The organism is Rhizobium sp. YAF28 (assembly GCF_052113285.1).
Lineage (GTDB): Bacteria > Pseudomonadota > Alphaproteobacteria > Rhizobiales > Rhizobiaceae > Rhizobium.
The window spans coordinates 253,353-269,519 of the sequence record NZ_JBFRCX010000006.1 but is presented as its reverse complement, the minus strand read 5'-3'; the positions used below and the strand labels follow the sequence as shown (position 1 = coordinate 269,519).

The following is a 16,167-nucleotide window of genomic DNA, read 5'->3' as shown; positions in this document are numbered from 1 at the left end:
TAAGCGCAGCGGATATGCAGAGAGTAGCCACTCTTGAGAGAAAAAATCTTCGCATGCTGCCTCGCGCTATTCGATTTACGGCTCTGATTTGCCTTTCGTCCGCTATCGCTAATTGCGAGGTCGATCAAGCGAATGCGTTCGATTGGGACTACGCGCCTGACATAGTGGACTTATCGTATGAGGCTGCGCTGGGTACGGATGCAGATTTCAAGGCGTGGCAAGCCGATGCGCTGAAGACATTCCGCACTAAATATGCAGCGATACCGCTCGCGCCAGCAGACTCCTACAAGATAGAGGATTGGCAAACAGGGAGCGGCTACAGGTTCCGGAAGATCGATTTCAAATACGGCTCAGGCATCCTGTTTGGTCATTCACTTGGAGGTGTATTGGCCGTTCCTGACAAGGTCGACCCCAACAAGCCTATCTTGATCGTTTTTCATGGACATGAGTATCACGATCCCGGCGCGCCGCCAGTAGGGCTATTCACTGAGGATACTTGGGCGTCGAAGCTAGTTCAGGGTGGATATGTCGTTTGGGCTCCATCGACGGCGTTCCATGAGTGGATCGAGCCGCTCACCAAAGAATTTGACTACACGCCGGTATGGGCGAAATACGCAAGCCAATCCCTCGATACTGTCGCTTCGGAGTTTCCAGAGCACAAAGGATTCAAGACGGTCGGTCTGGCCCTTGGCGGACTCGTGGCCACGGTTTTGACGGGAATGGACGAGCGGATTGATGGCGGCGTTTATGCCGAATCGTTCTTCTCTCTCGACTGGAGTCGTCGCGAATATCGAGTGTGGAATCACCCGATGTGCTGGGACATTAAGAATATCTACAGTTATTCGACCTTGTTCGGATTGATCGCTCCGAAGCCGACGCAGATACAGATGGGCCGCGCTGATCCTTTTTTTCCGAGGTTGACCGGATGGGCGCCCGACCCAAGCTTCTCTGGGTTTAAGCGCGGCATGTACAGCGATGAGATTTATGGCGGCTATTTAATGCTCAAGAATATCTGGTCGAGGGAGAATGGAGATATCGATTTCGTGACGCACCCCGGTGGCCATGATGCGCTGGACACGGATGCAGCGCTGAGATTTCTGGGTACGGCGTCAAAAGGGCTGTGACTCGTGTTCAGGGGTGTTCTTTATTCCTCAGTAGCTCTTTTGACGGCTTTATCGAGTGCGAAAGCCTTTGACGGATCGTGGGAAGGCCATTGGGTCGCCAGGAGCAATACCATTATGCTTCAGGCGCCCGTTGTCGGCCTCGGTCAGGTGATGCTCTTCGGCGACTCCAACACCGAGGCGCTGTGGCCAAATGTGGCGGGGGAATGCAAAATCCTGAACGCTGGCTTTGGGGCTGCTGGGATTTCGGATGTGATCAGTTATGTGGATCCGCTTGCTGAGGCGGCCAGGCCCGCAATCGTCCACATTATGCTGGGGACGAACAACCTTCGCCCCGGTTCCAACTCGACCGGGTGGTGGCGAAACCGCTGGGACTCGATGGAGTCTGATCTTGGCAAGGTCGTAGACGGATTCAAGAATGAAGGTGCCGCCGTTGTGCTCTGGGCGATCCCGCCGACATCTTCAGCGTTCGGTAGCGCTGGCGACCGAGCATCTATCAATTCGATCATTCGAAAAGTTGCGGCAGATCGAGGCGTCTCTTTTGAGGAGCACTGGGCGGATGAGTTCACGGGTTTGGACGGATACGCCGTGGCAAGCGCGGTCGTGAATGATGGCGTCCACCTCAAGCCTGCGGTTCAGGATCGCCGGCTTGACATTATCCGGAAGTGGGATGAAACGTTGGCGTCTGAAAAGGGCGTATCGTGTTCAGGTAACAAAGGTTGGATGCCATGGTGAAGATGTGGGAAATACTCGCAACAGCGAGCGTGCTCACAGCCACATCCGCAATAGCTAAGGACGATCATTTTTATTGGCGAAATGTGGCTATCGGCGCGAAAGCTGAGCAGATGGCTACTTTGAATCTGCCAGTTTACGTCTTTGCTGGCCGCACTATGGCGGACGAAGCCGTACGCCTGCCGGATGTTTGCAATCTGGTAGTTCTCAACGCCAGCATCTTTGACGCAGATGACAGTTCTGCGAAATCCGTTCTGCTGGACGCCGCCACAAAGACCAAGGCAAAGGTTATTGTCGTCTCAGGAATTGATATCGGCGACAGCCTCAATGGTACGCCCGTGGTGAGCGTAGATAAAAGTGCTTCTGATGACCTTGCTCAGTCCATCGCGGAGAAAGTTCGCAGCCAGATCGGCTGCGCCAAACCCTAAGAACGTTATGTGCGGTAACTTTTGATCCAAGGCTCGCTTCGGCGGGCCTTTTCCATTTCAACATCGGAGACATCCCATGAACTCCGAATGCTCAATCTGGTGAGCCGTTATCGCTGTGGTCAGCTAAGAGCTAGCACGGGCGCGGTGACCGCTGCCAGAATAATCAAGGAAGCGAGAGCTAATTTAATACGGCGAGCGCGCGTTGTGCGCTCGCCGGTCCAGTCATAGGCCATTACCGAAGATCCTCATGATCACCCGCGAGAACATGCTCGCGTCATTTGATTCCCGCAAGCGGATGAATCCATCGCGAAGCTTGCGCGAAACTTTCCCAACATCGGAGACATCACCAATGCCAGTCTATGACACGGCAAGCGAATTCTCGCGCTCACTCGCCAAGGTGCTGGTGCACGAAGGCGGCTATAGCAACCACCCGGCCGATCCAGGTGGCGCCACAATGAAGGGCGTCACGCAGCGAGTCTTCACCGAATGGCTGGCTGCGGACGGAAAGCCTTCGCGCGATGTCCAGACCATCACGAATGCGGAAGTCGCCGCGATCTACCGCAAGCGCTACTGGGACATCGCCAAGCTCGATAAGCTGGCGCCCGGCGTCTCCTACGTGGTCTTCGACGGCAACGTGAATTCCGGCGTCTCCCAGTCCATCAAATGGCTGCAGCGCGCGTTGCAGGGCCTCGGGCTCTATCAGGGCGCGATCGACGGCATCATCGGGCAGGGGACAATCCTGGCGGCGGCCGGCGTCAACGACAATGATATGTTGGTCGCACGCATCATCGAGCGCCGTGAAGCGTTCCTCCGCGCCTTGAAGACGTTCAAGACCTTCGGCAAGGGCTGGATAAGCCGTATCAGGGATGTGAAGGCCGTTGGGCAAGCATGGGCAACCGGCTCTGTCGGGCCGGAGATCAGCTACAAGGTCGGCGGCGAGGCAAAGGCGTTCCTGTCCAGCGCTAAACCTGCTCCGGCGCTTGCTGTTGCCGATGCGTCCACTGGCGGCGGTATCGGCTCTGGCACCCTCGCTGCCACGCTCCAGCAGGTGCAGGACCAGCTTTCTCCGCTCAGCTATTCCAGTGAGCTTATCGGCAAGGTGGTCGCTGGCTTGATAGTTGTCAGTGCCGGCCTGACGATCGGCGGCCTCGCTTATCGCTGGTATGCAAAGCGCAAGAAGGACCGGCTCAAGGATGCCCTCGATATTCCGGTGGCGTCATGACTATCGGAACTCTCCTCAAGCTCGCCCTCGGCGCACTGGCTGCGTCGGGGATCGCGTTCCTTGTCGGCTACGGCTTCGGGTACTCGGGCGGACGCTCCGACGTCTATGCCGATCTCCAAGCCAGCCGTGTCAAAATCCTCAAAAATGGGAAGAATATCGATGCGAAAGCACTTGCTGCTGATGATCCCGGCCTTTGCGCTATGCTTGGCGGGTGCGAGCTGCCAGACGGCGAAAGTCGCTGAGCCTTGCGACGTCCTGGTCGCGATCAACCCAAAGCCATCGACGAACAGCTACCTTATCGCGAATGACCGGCAGACAGCCGTGTCGATCGCTCAGCATCGCGGGCGGTTCCAAGCTTACCATTGCGACGGGACTTAGGCAGGTCGTCATCGGGCAGGACACGAAACTGCGCAAGGTGCGCGGCCTCGACGAAAGCCCTCCGAGCCCTTGTGCCGCCGCTTTGCGTGGTGATCGCGCTCATGCAGGACGATAGGGCCTTGCCCCATACAATGTCGTTCGGTCGTTTGGGCCAACCGTCGCTCATGAGCATGCCCATAAGATCTTCGACCGTGGAGGCGGGGCGGTCATCTCGCTCGTCTTCAAAGTGCACGAGCACCGGCTTAATCGGAACTCCAGTCGCGGCGTACATCGCGGAACCTCACGCATCACTGATTCGCGACTCAACAGATGCGCAGGTGATTCGTTCCGTCAATAACCCCTCCGGGCGACCCGCGCGTCATCAGAAACTTCAAAAGTAATCCGGGGCGCTTTGGCGCCAACAGCATCGCATCGAAACGAACAGGCGGACGATGACTTCCAATGACGATATCCTTCGAGCGCTTGGGCGGGTCGAAGAGGGCGTGAGGCGTATACGAGAGGATTTCCAAGAGGAGAAACACAACGCTCATGAGAGCCGAGCCGTCATCCATGCGCGGTTAGATAGCCAGGCCAAGCAAATCGGCCACCTCGATACCACGGTCGCAATTAGCGGCGGTGTTGATGCCCAGATCCGCGAGGAGATCAAAGCCCTCAAGGAGACCGTGGACCGCAATCACGCCTCCGTCCAGCCTGCCTTGGAGGAGTGGAAACGGATGAAGACGCTCGGGGTGGGGATCTCAGGGCTGATAGCCTTCGCCGGCCTGACGATCGGCGGTATCGTCGCCTATATCGGTGACGGTACCGTCTCTGCCATCCGCCACTGGCTGAAAATTAATTGAGCAGCCCCCCGTAACGTGGCGATGAAACCCGCAGGGATTTCCGCGGGTTTCAAGCGTTGTTCCGCCTATATCGCCTCAAACCAGGAGCGAGCTGTTGATCAGGATATCGCTGTGGTCGAAGAAGGTCTTGTTGACTCCGACGAAGGCGATGTCCTGGGCGGCATCCTTGCCGGCGCCGTCGTGATCGTAGGAAAGCACGCCGGTGGCGGCATTGTAGGTGAGCACCGCATGATCGCCGCTGACCTTCGGGCCGTTCTTGACGAGCACGAGGAAGGCGTCGTCATCGACGATGCCGTTATTGTCCTTGTCGAGACCGGTGAAGACGGAGCCAAGCGAGATCTTGTCGTCGGCATCGAAGTCCCAGATCGAATCCTTGTTGGCCGCGCCCATTTCATTGAAATGGAACGTATCGGCGCCGCCCTTGCCATAGAGGCTGTCATTGCCGGCGCCGCCGGCGATGACGTTGGCCGAGGCATTGCCAGTGATCATGTTGGCAAGGCTGTTGCCAGTGCCATTGATGGCACCGCCGGAAAGCCGGAGGTTTTCGACGAAGGCGTTGTCATTGAGATTGACGCTGACCGAAGCCCAGATCGTATCCGTGCCGCCGCCTGCCGCTTCATCGACGACGCGGTCGCCGGCATTGTCGAAGACATAGCCGTCATCACCAGCCGAGCCATGGACCGTGTCCGCGCCGGCGCCGCCGTCGATCCAGTCCTTGCCTGACGTGCCGTAGAACGTGTCGGCAGCGGCCGAACCGACGATGTTCACGCGCTCCACCGAAATCAGCGTGACGGTCGAATGGTAGCCATCAGCGCCGAGGATATCGTAGACGACCGTGCTGCCGTTCATCGTTGCGCTTACAGACTGAGCGAGAGAGAAGTCCAGTGCAGCGTTATCGGTGCCGTCTTCACCATCAAAATATGCCGACTGCCCGTGGTCGAACGCCCATGGATCTTCCCCTCCGCCCAGTCCCTGCTTATAGACCAGTGTATCGTCGCCGGTGCCGCCGAAAATGCCGTTGCGCGATTGGTCACTTGTGACCAGGAATTTGTCGTTGCCTTCGCGACCGTCGAGATAGTTTGTCCCCGCGAAGCCATTGAGGACGTTATTGCCGTCGCTACCATAAATCCAGTTGTCGAGTTCGTTGCCGTAGCCTGACGCATCGCCCGCGTAAAGCCAGAGCTCTTCGATGCCGGCGCCGAGTGTGTAGCTCAAAAGCGTTGTCCTAACGCTATCGCGAGAACCAAAGATGCCGTCGCCGCCAAGCTCGATGACCTGATCACCGACATCCTCCACGAAATATGTGTCGTTTTCGCTTCCTCCAATCATTGTATCAGCGCCAGCGCCGGGATTTATGAAGGAGGTCCAGCCACCGCTTATCTTTATGTAATCGTCGCCGGCGCCTGTATAAATATTCGCAACGTTTGCACTCGTTACTTCGATATGATTGTCGCCGTTGCCCCCGTAAATATCGAGATGGTCGGCAATCAAGCCGTAGGTATTCAGCGGCGCATCCGACGATTCACCGCCAAAGAACGCATTGTTCATGATCGGGTCGGCCAAGAAATAGGTCAGAAAATCTCCCGATCCGAGAGTGAGGCCGAGAGATGTCTTAAAGGAACCTATCAAAAGGGAAGTATCGGCCGATCCGCCGGTAAATGTCGTATCATCGATAAACTGACCGAAGGATACGTCTCCAGTCTGCGTAAAAACAAGCGTACCCATAAAACCCCCTAAAAATTCTGCGAGCGGGGGATTTCTTCCACAGCCACAACTAGAAGTCAAAGTATCGGTTAGCAAATACCTAACACTGTTGCAGTGTGGCAATATTTTAGGGCGAGTAGATATATATAATGCCCGTCACCCGTGAAGCCCCTTCAACCTCTCATAATGCTCCTCAGCCATCCGCGACGCCTCTCTCGCCGTCTCTGCCCATCCCTGTTGCGGCACGATGCGCTGGCGCACCAAAGAGGCGAAACCGCAGTTCTGGCGCCAAAGCTCTTCCTCGATACGCTGTACCATCCTGGGATTGAATTAATTGGGACTCTACACGCAAAAAGGAGTACGGTCCTCTCGTCGGCCCGGAAGTACAACGGTAGAGGCCGGTTGGGAGACAATGGGTGCTCTTGCCGCAACATTAGGTGCCGGCGATGTCTCTACTCCATCTGCTTTCGTTGCAGGACGAAGAAATCGATCAGATTACAGCAGTCGTTCAGAAATGGTCTTCCGCCCATCGGACGCCCGTGGACAGTCAACGTGGACGCCGCGCGATGTGTGAGGCGGTGAGCATGGTCCTTCTTGCCAAGCAATCGCATGAACTTCTCTATGCAGAGCTTAGCCGCCACATGGACAAGCCAGTTATAGAGTTCGAAACGAGCGCGCCTCCACTCGATAATATCCTCTCAGTTGAAACAGCAGGCCTGAAGCTCATTCTGTTCGAGATGAAGGCTGCCGAGCGTGATAGTGGACGCTAGCCAGTGCACCAATCGTTTTTATGGTGCGGAGTCCATGTCCTGGCAAATCCGTCCTTGAGCAATTTGCTCCCTATCTCTTCCCCATTCGTTCGATAGATGTTGATGAGCGGCCGGTGCTTCGGTGTGTTGTCGTAGCCCTTTATATCAATCCGCAGGCCGCGTTCTTCCAAAAGCTCTTTCAGCCTTCCCTTGGCGATCAGCGCCAGCTTCCGTTCCTTGATGCATTTCGCGTGCGATCCGATCTCCGGGGTGTCAATGCCCGACTGAAACGGCACTCCTCCTCCCAATAGCCGCATGAGCTGCCCATCGCAGCGTACGGTGTCGCCATCGACGGCGGTCAGACTGCCGCATATCAAGATAGCTGCTATCATTGCTGGCCAGATCCGTGCGCCGGCCAGCCGCGATAGTTCGATGGCTGGTGCTCCCGGCAATACCAGAGCGTGATCGCCTTACTCTCCTCAAAGCCGTAGCATCCCCATTTCGGGCACCTCGAACCGTCCAGTCCCTCGTGGTCGCAATAGTGCTCGACAATCACATTGGCACCTGGCGCGCTGCTGTGCCCTTCATTGCTCATCACGACTTCCCCGCATTCCGTTATATCGCATTAGCCGGTGGTAATAGTCTTCCACCATCCGCATAGCGTCTCGGCCTTCGCCTTCGTAGCCCTGATGCGGCAATAGACGTCTCCTCGTCCGAGGGCCATGGGCAGACCACATCCAACGGTCCTTCATCAGGCCGTGCAACTGTTTTGTGATCCGACCGAGTGGTACGTCTCCATCCCACCCCATCCAGTCGTCATCGCTCGGAGGATCGTTCTCGTCGATCTGCGTCCGGCGCCATTTGTAGAGGGGTTGGTAGGGACCTTCAATGAAGGTTTCGGCGGCCATTGAGCCGATCGCTCTGGACCCTGAGCGAAGCGCTCATCACGACCATCCCGAGAGCTTCGCTGAATTCATCGGTGCTCGGGCCGCCGGCTGACCATCGCTGAATCGGCTCGCCAGTTACAGACATCAGAAGCTCGCCGCCGGTCGGTATTCGATAGGCCGCGATCTCCCAGCGATTCTCTCGATCAAGAAAACGCCAACGCACGACCTGTTTGCCGGGCAAACGGATTTCATCAAATCGCTTCATGTCCACTTAGTTTTAACGGTGGGATAGGCGAAGCCGCGCGGGTCTCTAGCGGTTAACAAGGAGGTTGCCGCGCGGCTCCGTTCACCTTGCAAGGTGTTCTTATTATGTTCTCATTGTTTCGAGAGTCAAGCGGAGTCTGATTCCTAGAACAGACCCTTCCGCTTCAGGATCTTTAGCGCCGCCTCGACCTCGGCGTTGGCTTCCATCATCAGTGCTTGATTATCCGCAAGTTCGATGAGCGAGACTAGAACCTCCTCTGGCCGCCAGCCCGCTTTAACTGCGCTGTCCACCAGATCTTGAAAGCCTACATGCATTGCATCCTGGCAGTTCAAAAAACGATCCGGATGTTTCTCGGGGACCTTAGGCGGCGGGATCTTGCTCATAGCCGAAAACTTGTCCCGCTTGCCGGATCTGTCAATAGACGGCATTTTAAGCATTTGCTGATGGAGTGGTCCCATGACCAAGCCTCCCAAGTCGAAGCCGCTCCTTCAGGTTGACAAGCCGCTCCGCTCCCGAGCGCGCAAGCCGCGAGATCCTTCGCAGCCAAATCTTCCCCTCGATCCAATGCCGGCTCGCGTCGATCCGTGCCTTGCCCTCCTGAAGTCGAAACCGCCGAAAGGGCCGCAATGGGCCTTCGAAGTGAAGTGGGACGGTTACCGGATTGCTGTGCATATCGAGCCGAAAGGCGCTCGCATCCTGACGCGCGGCGGCCATGACTGGACGCACCGCTTCCCGGCGATCGCGGCGGAGGCAGCGCAGCTCGGCGCGGCGACGGCGATCCTCGATGGCGAAGCCGTGGTTCTCGATGAGCATGGGCGCTCGGATTTCGGCCAGCTGCAGCAATCGCTAGGCGGCCGCGGCGGGAAACTGAACTCCGGCGCATCCGTTTTGATGGCTTTCGATCTTCTGTATTTCGACGGCCACGATTTGACGAACACCGAGCTCTCGACCCGCCGGCATCTGCTCGAAGGGTTGATCCTGCCAGGTCGGGAAAGCGCCATTCGGCTGTCAGAGGAAGTGGAAGCGGACGGTGAACAGCTCCTGCGGCTGGCGTGCGAGCACGGGCTTGAGGGGATCATCGCGAAGGATCGTAACAGCGCCTATCGCTCCGGCCGACTTGGTGACTGGCTGAAGATCAAGTGCATCCAAAGCGACAGCTTCATGATCGTCGGCTATGAGCAGTCGACGGCGGCTCGCGGCCAGATTGGTTCACTTCTGCTTGCAGCCTATCGCGGCAATAGCTTGGTCTATGTCGGGTCGGTAGGGACGGGCTTCAAAGAGAAGGATGCCTGGCAGCTGCGCGAGATAATGGACAAGCTGAAGGCAAACCGGCCGGCCGTGGAATACGAGGGGAGCCGGAAGAACATTGTCTGGCTCCAGCCAACGCTGATAGCTGAGATCGAATATCGCGCATGGACCCATGACGGCAAGCTTCGCCACGCGTCTTACAAAGGCCTGCGGGAAAAGCAGGACAATGCCGAAGTATATCAATTGCAAGACCGGTGACAGCTAGCTTGGCTTGGTGACCGGTGGCCTTCCGGAACAAAAGATCGATGGCTTCGTTTAATTTGGTCCCGCGCGTTCGATTTTAGCGGGCGTTGGAGGCAGCCTTGGACCGATTACTCATTGCCTTCATCCGACAACGGATGCCCGACCGTTTCGATGTCGATCTTGGTGAGTTCTTCGACACCGCCGAAGGGTATTTCAAACAGCATTCTAATACGAAGCTTGATGCGCGCACATTTTTCGACGCGCTTCGCGTGGTCCAGCTGGAACGACTACAGCAAATTCGTTCATCCAACAGAGAGCACAACCGCTACAGCCGGTAGACGACTGCCGCCCGTCGCCAACGACGCGGAGGAACGTTCTGGAAACAGTTATTCAGAATGAAAAAAGGACCGAATTCAGAATGAAGCCTCTTGCACTTCCGTTAGGATGATTCTAAATCCGCGCCACCACACGATATTTTGACATATCGGTCAGAGGTGAGGCCTCGTGGCGGAGTGGTGACGCAGAGGACTGCAAATCCTTGTACCCCGGTTCAATTCCGGGCGAGGCCTCCAAAAAATTCCACCGACATAGAAATCCGATCCGCTTCAGAAATGAGGCGCGGCATCGATTCGGCAGTCTCGCATCACCAGATGCCGGGAACTTGGGCGAAATCGAATTGGGCTGGTTTGATGCCGGTGAGTGAATAAAGCGCCCGCAATCCGCCGCTACGCAGGCCCGCCAGATAGCTGGCATCGTCCTCTGCCGTTGGGTTCTCTATCTGCACATCGGGGCCGAGCAGTCGCTGCAGCGCCTGCGCTGAGATACGTGTGAAATTGCAGATGGCGCCGCTTTTGAACTTCACAAGCAGCAGCCGCGCTTCCGGATTGTAGTGAAGCGCTTCGATATCTGGCGATTGAATGGCGAATGTTTGCATGCGGCCAAACTAGCGAAAGCCGCGATTGGCGCAACAATATGGTTGATATAGAGTTAATGGCGCGATCGACTGTGCCGGCTTGATCCGACTGGACGCCGAAATCCATTTTTCCGGCGCGCCGAGCAGGCGGCCAGGAAACTTTTACTGAGAGAGTGCAATCTGTTCAGTTCATCTCGCGGTCCAGGAGCCCGCAGCAGAATATGCCGACGAGTGCTGCGCCGATGAAAAAGTCGAACAGCGTAAAATATTCCAGAATGGCAGACATGGCCTGCTCCTCCTCATTTCCTCCGGTTAGAACAGTATCATGAAATCGCAATTTACTCCACGCAGAAGTTGCAGCTATCGTTTTTCAGCTGTTGCATGTGGGAAGGGGTTTCCGGGATTCTTCAAACGGGTCTCCGGCAAGCCTTGAAAGCATTCGTGCCGGAGATTAAGAGACGGAAGACAGAACCGCTTTCATCGGCGAGAGGATATGATGGATTTCGAAGCAGCACGCGTAAAGATGGTCGACAACCAGGTCCGCACCACGGACGTTACCTCGCATTCGGTGCTGACGGCCTTCCTCACCGTCCCGCGCGAAGCATTCGTGCCGGAGAAGGCGAAGGTGCTGGCTTATATCGACAATGATATCGAGATTGCTCCGGCAACCGCCGGCAATCCGGGCCGTTTCATCATGGAGGCGTCGCCGCTCGCCAAGCTGCTGCAGCTCGCCGCCGTCACCAAGGATGATGCCGTTCTCGAAGTCGGCGCTGGCACGGGGTACGCCTCCGCGCTGCTGTCGCTGATCGCGGGCTCCGTCGTGGCGCTCGAATCGGACGAGACCCTTGCGGCTGAAGCCAAGGCAAATCTCGCCGGCTATGCAAATGTGCAGGTGGCGACTGGCCCGCTTGAGAAGGGTAATGCCGCCGGCGCTCCCTATGATCTGATCTTCATCAACGGTTCGGTTGAAGAGGTTCCCGCGGCACTTCTCGGCCAGCTGCAGGATGGCGGCCGTCTCGTTGTCGTGCAGGGTTATGGCAATGCTGCCCGCGCGAAAGTCTTCGTCAGCGAGCGCGGGGCTGTTTCCGAAAACGTCTTCTTCAATGCTTCGGTCAAGCCGCTGCCCGGTTTCGCCAAGGCTCGTGAATTCGTATTCTAAGGCGTTTCTACCGCCGATTTTTTTGAGCGGGCGCCATGGGCGCCCGTTTTCGTTTCGGCTGTCTTAAAAGCCTTCACAGACTTCGCTTACACTTGGGTAACAAAACTGTGCATGGCTGCATTTGTTTGATTCGCGCTGATTTTTTTCCCCTTTGGGGTATTCTAAGGTCATGGTGATTCGGGTGCATGCTCCACGCCATCCGGTCGTTGTTAAGGGATAACGGGGATAGATATGGCTCAGCCAGGTGTAGTGCGTGAACCGTCCATGGAAGAGATCCTGGCCTCCATTCGCCAGATCATCGAAAGCAATGAGCCAGGCGCCGGAAAGGCGATTTCCGCCTCGCTTCCTCCCGTTTACGGTGCGGAAGAGGACAACGACTCCGAAATCCATCTGACGGTTGACGATACCTATGCCGGCGTCGAGTTCCCGGAGCCGTCTGCGCTGCGTCCCGATCCGCGTTTCGTCGCTGCAAATTCTGCCGGTATTGCGCCTGAGCCGGAAATGCCGGCCCGCGCCATGTCACTTGCCGACGTCGCAGCCCGCGTCCGTGCTGCTTCAGAGCGTAACGCCGTTCAGGCCGGCCAGGCTCTCCGTGACATGCCGCGTGATATGCCCCAGGTGTTCCGCGAACCGCAGCCGCAATTCGAGCCGCAGTCAGCTTATGACGCGCCGCACGCAGCGCCCACCCCCCGCCCGGTCGAGCCGGCTCCGGCTCCCCGCGTTGCCCCCGTCCCCCATTATGCGCCCGAGCCTGCGCCGGTCTTTGCCGAGCAGCGCCTGCCCGAGGTTCCGCAGCCCGCGCTCGTCGAGGAGGCACCCATGCTTCCCGTCGTCGAACAGCGCGTCGAGCCGGTGGCCTTCCAGCCTGCCGAAGTTACACCTTTGCGTGTAGCGGAAGACGTTCAGCCGTCACTTCTGTCCCAGAACACTGGCCTGCAGGTTGCCCGTTCCTTCGAAGAGCTCGCCGCTGCCATCGATGGCGCAGCCGAGCGCCGCTCGCTGGATGAGATTGCCGAAGACATGCTGCGGCCGATGCTGCGCGAATGGCTAGACGACAATCTGCCGACGCTCGTCGAACGCCTCGTGCGCGAAGAGATCGAACGTGTGGCGCACGGCCCGCGCCGCTGATCGGAAACGCTTTTTCCAGACAAGAGCCGCTCCGGTCTCCGGGGCGGCTTTTTTATTGACTTGGCCGTAACCATCCTATTTACAAAACGCCCATCCTCGAACCTCGAATTGGTCAGAAAATGCTCGAAAAGACCTACGATTCCGCCGCCGTCGAACCGAAAATCGCTGCGAAATGGGATGAGGCCGATGCCTTCCGCGCCGGCGCCAATGCCAAGCCGGGCGCCGACAGCTTCACCATCGTCATCCCGCCGCCGAACGTGACCGGTTCGCTGCACATGGGTCATGCGCTGAACAACACGCTGCAGGACGTCATGGTGCGGTTCGAGCGCATGCGCGGCAAGGATGTGCTCTGGCAGCCGGGCATGGACCATGCCGGCATCGCCACGCAGATGGTTGTCGAGCGCAAGCTGATGGAACAACAGCTTCCCGGCCGCCGCGAGATGGGCCGCGATGCCTTCATCGAAAAGGTTTGGGAGTGGAAGGGTGAATCGGGCGGCCTGATCTTCAACCAGCTGAAGCGTCTCGGCGCTTCCTGTGACTGGTCGCGTGAGCGCTTCACCATGGACGAGGGCCTGTCGCAGGCAGTTCTCGAAGTCTTCGTCACGCTCTACAAGGAAGGGCTGATTTACAAGGATAAGCGCCTCGTCAACTGGGATCCGAAGTTGCTGACAGCGATTTCCGACATGGAAGTCGAGCAGATCGAGCTCAAAGGCAATCTCTGGCATCTGCGCTATCCCCTGGAAGACGGCGTCACCTACCAGTATCCAATCGCTTTTGATGAGGAGGGCAAGCCCACCGAATTCGAAACGCGCGACTACCTCGTGGTTGCGACCACGCGGCCGGAGACGATGCTTGGCGATACCGGCGTTGCAGTTAATCCCAAGGACGAGCGCTACAAGTCGATCGTCGGCAAGCATGTCATCCTGCCGATCGTTGGCCGACGCATTCCGATCGTTGCTGACAGCTACGCCGATCCAACCGCCGGCAGCGGCGCGGTCAAGGTTACGCCGGCGCATGACTTCAACGACTTCGACGTCGGCAGGCGCACCGGGCTGCGTGTCATCAACATCATGAATGTCGACGCCACGATTACCATCAAGGACAATGAGGATTTCCTGGAAGGTCTCGATCATCCGGCCGCCTTGCATGGCGCCTGGGACCGGCTGGAAGGCCAGGATCGTTTCGCTGCACGAAAGATCATTGTCGAGATTTTCGAGGAAGCCGGCCTGCTCGACAAGATCGAGCCGCATAAGCATATGGTTCCGCATGGCGATCGTGGTGGCGTGCCGATCGAGCCGCGTCTGACCGAGCAATGGTGGGTTGACAACAAGACCCTTGCCAAGCCTGCCATTGCCTCTGTTCGCGAGGGCCGGACAAAGTTCGTCCCGAAGAACTGGGAAAATACTTATTTCCAATGGATGGACAATATCCAGCCATGGTGCATCTCACGTCAGCTCTGGTGGGGGCACCAGATTCCGGCCTGGTATGGCCCGGATGGTCAGGTTTTCGTCGAGAAGACCGAAGAGGAGGCGCTGCAGGCCGCCATCCAGCACTACCTGTCGCATGAAGGACCGATGAAGGCCTATGTCGAGGACCTGCTTGAGAACTTCAAGCCGGGCGAGATTCTGGTACGTGACGAAGACGTGCTCGACACCTGGTTCTCTTCGGCCCTCTGGCCGTTCTCGACACTTGGCTGGCCGGACAAGACGCCCGAACTGGAGCGATATTACCCGACCAGCGTTCTTGTCACCGGTTTCGATATCATCCCGTTCTGGGTTGTTCGCATGATGCAGATGGGCCTGCATTTCATGAAGGACGAGGACGATAACCCGGTCGAGCCGTTCCATACCGTCTATATTCACGCTCTGGTGCGCGACAAGAACGGGCAAAAGATGTCGAAGTCCAAGGGCAACGTCATCGACCCGCTCGAACTGATCGACGAATATGGTGCCGATGCCCTGCGCTTTACCCTGGCGATCATGGCAGCCCAAGGCCGCGACGTGAAGCTCGACCCGGCTCGCATCGCCGGCTACCGCAATTTCGGCACCAAGCTCTGGAACGCCACGCGCTTTGCCGAAATGAACGGCGTCAAGAGCGATCCGCATTTTGTGCCGGAAGCAGCCGAGCTCACCATCAACCGCTGGATCCTGACGGAGCTTGCCCGCACGGAACGTGACGTTACGGAAGCGCTTGAAGCCTACCGCTTCAACGATGCCGCCGGTGCGCTCTATCGTTTCGTCTGGAACCAGTTCTGCGATTGGTATCTCGAACTTCTGAAGCCGGTCTTCGGAGGTGAAGACGAGGGTGCGAAGGCCGAAGCTCAAGCGTGCAGCGCTTATGTTCTGGAAGAGATCTACAAGCTGCTGCACCCCTTCATGCCCTTCATGACCGAAGAGCTGTGGGCGCACACGGCGGGTGAGGGCCAGGAACGTGACGGCTTGCTCTGCCACGCCGAATGGCCGTCGCCGTCTTATGCCGACAATGCTGCGGCCGATGAGATCAACTGGCTGATCGACCTCGTTTCCGGCATCCGCTCGGTCCGCTCGGAAATGAACGTGCCGCCGTCGGCCACCGCGCCGCTCGTCGTCGTTGGCGCCAACAGCCTGACGCGTGAACGGCTGTTCCGTCACGACGCGGCCATCAAGCGCCTGGCGCGTGTCGAGGGTATCTCACTGGCGGAATCCGCACCGAAGGGTGCTGCTCAGATCATCGTCGCAGAAGCGACCGCCTGCTTGCCGCTTGGCAATCTGATCGATCTCGCGGCGGAAAAGAACCGTCTCGAAAAGGCGATTGCAAAGGCCGAGGGCGAGATCGCCCGCATCGATGGCAAGCTCTCGAATGAGAAGTTTGTCGCCAATGCCAACCCGGAAGTGGTGGAGGCGGAACGCGAGCGTCACGCCGAACTGACGAGCCAGATCGAAAGCCTGAGGACTGCTCTAGCGCGAGTTAGCGAAGCAGGATAATCGCGGGGAACGAGTATATTATTCCTGAAGGCGCGTTCCCTTGGAGCGCGCCTTTTGCGTTCAAAAGTATGATGATTCTCTTAAATTTGGCCCGTTAGGGCCGCAACCACTGTGGATATCACCCATTTTGGGCATGCTGTGCGCGAAAACTAACACTGTTGTCAGTTTGATACAGCTTCCACTCTTGA

18 protein-coding genes and 1 tRNA gene are annotated in these 16,167 nt (G+C 57.6%); 13 read left to right on the top strand and 6 right to left on the bottom strand.

Features of this window, described 5'->3' with window-relative positions:
- The first annotated feature begins 14 nt into the window (after positions 1-14).
- The 5 genes from AB4Z13_RS15935 to AB4Z13_RS15915 all read left to right on the top strand — a co-directional run bounded on the left by AB4Z13_RS15935 (position 15) and on the right by AB4Z13_RS15915 (position 3,745).
- Positions 15-1,124: a hypothetical protein gene (locus AB4Z13_RS15935; RefSeq protein ID WP_442206281.1), complete on the top strand. Its 1,110-nt coding sequence runs from the start codon at positions 15-17 to the stop codon at positions 1,122-1,124.
- Between the two features lie 114 nt (positions 1,125-1,238).
- Complete coding sequence (locus AB4Z13_RS15930; RefSeq protein ID WP_442206280.1) at positions 1,239-1,856, top strand: SGNH/GDSL hydrolase family protein; 618 nt, start codon at positions 1,239-1,241, stop codon at positions 1,854-1,856.
- Positions 1,850-2,281, top strand: coding sequence for a hypothetical protein (locus AB4Z13_RS15925; protein ID WP_442206279.1), 432 nt, complete (start codon positions 1,850-1,852; stop codon positions 2,279-2,281). The genes AB4Z13_RS15930 and AB4Z13_RS15925 overlap by 7 nt, the downstream gene beginning before the upstream one ends.
- 349 nt (positions 2,282-2,630) lie before the next feature.
- On the top strand, positions 2,631-3,503 hold the full coding sequence (locus AB4Z13_RS15920; RefSeq protein ID WP_442206278.1) for a glycoside hydrolase family 108 protein: 873 nt from the start codon (positions 2,631-2,633) through the stop codon (positions 3,501-3,503).
- The gene (locus AB4Z13_RS15915; RefSeq protein ID WP_442206277.1) at positions 3,500-3,745 is read left to right on the top strand and encodes a hypothetical protein; all 246 of its coding nucleotides are present in this window, start codon (positions 3,500-3,502) and stop codon (positions 3,743-3,745) included. The genes AB4Z13_RS15920 and AB4Z13_RS15915 overlap by 4 nt, the downstream gene beginning before the upstream one ends.
- 53 nt (positions 3,746-3,798) lie before the next feature.
- Here AB4Z13_RS15915 and AB4Z13_RS15910 read toward each other — a convergent pair whose 3' ends face one another.
- On the bottom strand, positions 3,799-4,152 hold the full coding sequence (locus tag AB4Z13_RS15910) for a DUF982 domain-containing protein (protein WP_442206276.1): 354 nt from the start codon (positions 4,150-4,152) through the stop codon (positions 3,799-3,801).
- A 160-nt stretch (positions 4,153-4,312) separates the two neighbouring features.
- On the opposite strand from AB4Z13_RS15910, the gene AB4Z13_RS15905 reads away from it, so the two are divergent.
- Positions 4,313-4,720: a DUF1515 domain-containing protein gene (locus AB4Z13_RS15905; RefSeq protein ID WP_113324031.1), complete on the top strand. Its 408-nt coding sequence runs from the start codon at positions 4,313-4,315 to the stop codon at positions 4,718-4,720.
- A gap of 75 nt (positions 4,721-4,795) precedes the next feature.
- On the opposite strand, the gene AB4Z13_RS15900 is transcribed toward AB4Z13_RS15905, so the two are convergent.
- Positions 4,796-6,445 carry a calcium-binding protein gene (locus tag AB4Z13_RS15900; protein WP_442206275.1) on the bottom strand — a complete coding sequence of 550 codons (1,650 nt, stop codon included), beginning with the start codon at positions 6,443-6,445 and terminating at the stop codon, positions 4,796-4,798.
- Between the two features lie 425 nt (positions 6,446-6,870).
- Between AB4Z13_RS15900 and AB4Z13_RS15895 the strand changes: the two genes are divergently transcribed.
- The gene (locus AB4Z13_RS15895; protein ID WP_439018609.1) at positions 6,871-7,194 is read left to right on the top strand and encodes a hypothetical protein; all 324 of its coding nucleotides are present in this window, start codon (positions 6,871-6,873) and stop codon (positions 7,192-7,194) included.
- Here AB4Z13_RS15895 and AB4Z13_RS15890 read toward each other — a convergent pair.
- The 3 genes from AB4Z13_RS15890 to AB4Z13_RS15880 form a co-directional block, all read right to left on the bottom strand.
- Complete coding sequence (locus AB4Z13_RS15890) at positions 7,191-7,565, bottom strand: thermonuclease family protein (protein WP_442206274.1); 375 nt, start codon at positions 7,563-7,565, stop codon at positions 7,191-7,193. The two genes, AB4Z13_RS15895 and AB4Z13_RS15890, sit on opposite strands and share 4 nt — an antisense overlap.
- Positions 7,566-8,058: 493 nt before the next feature.
- The gene (locus tag AB4Z13_RS15885; RefSeq protein ID WP_442206273.1) at positions 8,059-8,325 is read right to left on the bottom strand and encodes a hypothetical protein; all 267 of its coding nucleotides are present in this window, start codon (positions 8,323-8,325) and stop codon (positions 8,059-8,061) included.
- Positions 8,326-8,468: 143 nt separating this feature from the next.
- Complete coding sequence (locus AB4Z13_RS15880) at positions 8,469-8,783, bottom strand: hypothetical protein (protein ID WP_442206272.1); 315 nt, start codon at positions 8,781-8,783, stop codon at positions 8,469-8,471.
- Between AB4Z13_RS15880 and ligD the strand changes: the two genes are divergently transcribed.
- The 3 genes from ligD (at position 8,782) to AB4Z13_RS15865 (ending at position 10,388) form a co-directional block, all read left to right on the top strand.
- Positions 8,782-9,831, top strand: coding sequence for a non-homologous end-joining DNA ligase (ligD, locus tag AB4Z13_RS15875; RefSeq protein ID WP_442206271.1), 1,050 nt, complete (start codon positions 8,782-8,784; stop codon positions 9,829-9,831). The two genes, AB4Z13_RS15880 and ligD, sit on opposite strands and share 2 nt — an antisense overlap.
- A gap of 104 nt (positions 9,832-9,935) precedes the next feature.
- The gene (locus tag AB4Z13_RS15870; protein WP_442206270.1) at positions 9,936-10,154 is read left to right on the top strand and encodes a hypothetical protein; all 219 of its coding nucleotides are present in this window, start codon (positions 9,936-9,938) and stop codon (positions 10,152-10,154) included.
- 160 nt (positions 10,155-10,314) lie between these two features.
- A tRNA-Cys gene (locus AB4Z13_RS15865) sits at positions 10,315-10,388 on the top strand.
- Between the two features lie 71 nt (positions 10,389-10,459).
- Here the strand turns inward: AB4Z13_RS15865 and AB4Z13_RS15860 are convergent.
- Positions 10,460-10,750 carry a hypothetical protein gene (locus AB4Z13_RS15860; RefSeq protein ID WP_037106434.1) on the bottom strand — a complete coding sequence of 97 codons (291 nt, stop codon included), beginning with the start codon at positions 10,748-10,750 and terminating at the stop codon, positions 10,460-10,462.
- A gap of 472 nt (positions 10,751-11,222) precedes the next feature.
- On the opposite strand from AB4Z13_RS15860, the gene AB4Z13_RS15855 reads away from it, so the two are divergent.
- From AB4Z13_RS15855 to AB4Z13_RS15845, 3 genes are all read left to right on the top strand, one after another.
- The gene (locus AB4Z13_RS15855; protein WP_439014822.1) at positions 11,223-11,888 is read left to right on the top strand and encodes a protein-L-isoaspartate O-methyltransferase family protein; all 666 of its coding nucleotides are present in this window, start codon (positions 11,223-11,225) and stop codon (positions 11,886-11,888) included.
- Positions 11,889-12,119: 231 nt separating this feature from the next.
- Positions 12,120-13,016 (top strand): DUF2497 domain-containing protein, encoded by an 897-nt coding sequence (locus AB4Z13_RS15850; protein WP_439014823.1) that lies wholly within the window; start codon positions 12,120-12,122, stop codon positions 13,014-13,016.
- Between the two features lie 119 nt (positions 13,017-13,135).
- Positions 13,136-15,979 (top strand): valine--tRNA ligase, encoded by a 2,844-nt coding sequence (locus AB4Z13_RS15845; RefSeq protein WP_439014824.1) that lies wholly within the window; start codon positions 13,136-13,138, stop codon positions 15,977-15,979.
- Positions 15,980-16,167 lie beyond the last annotated feature (188 nt).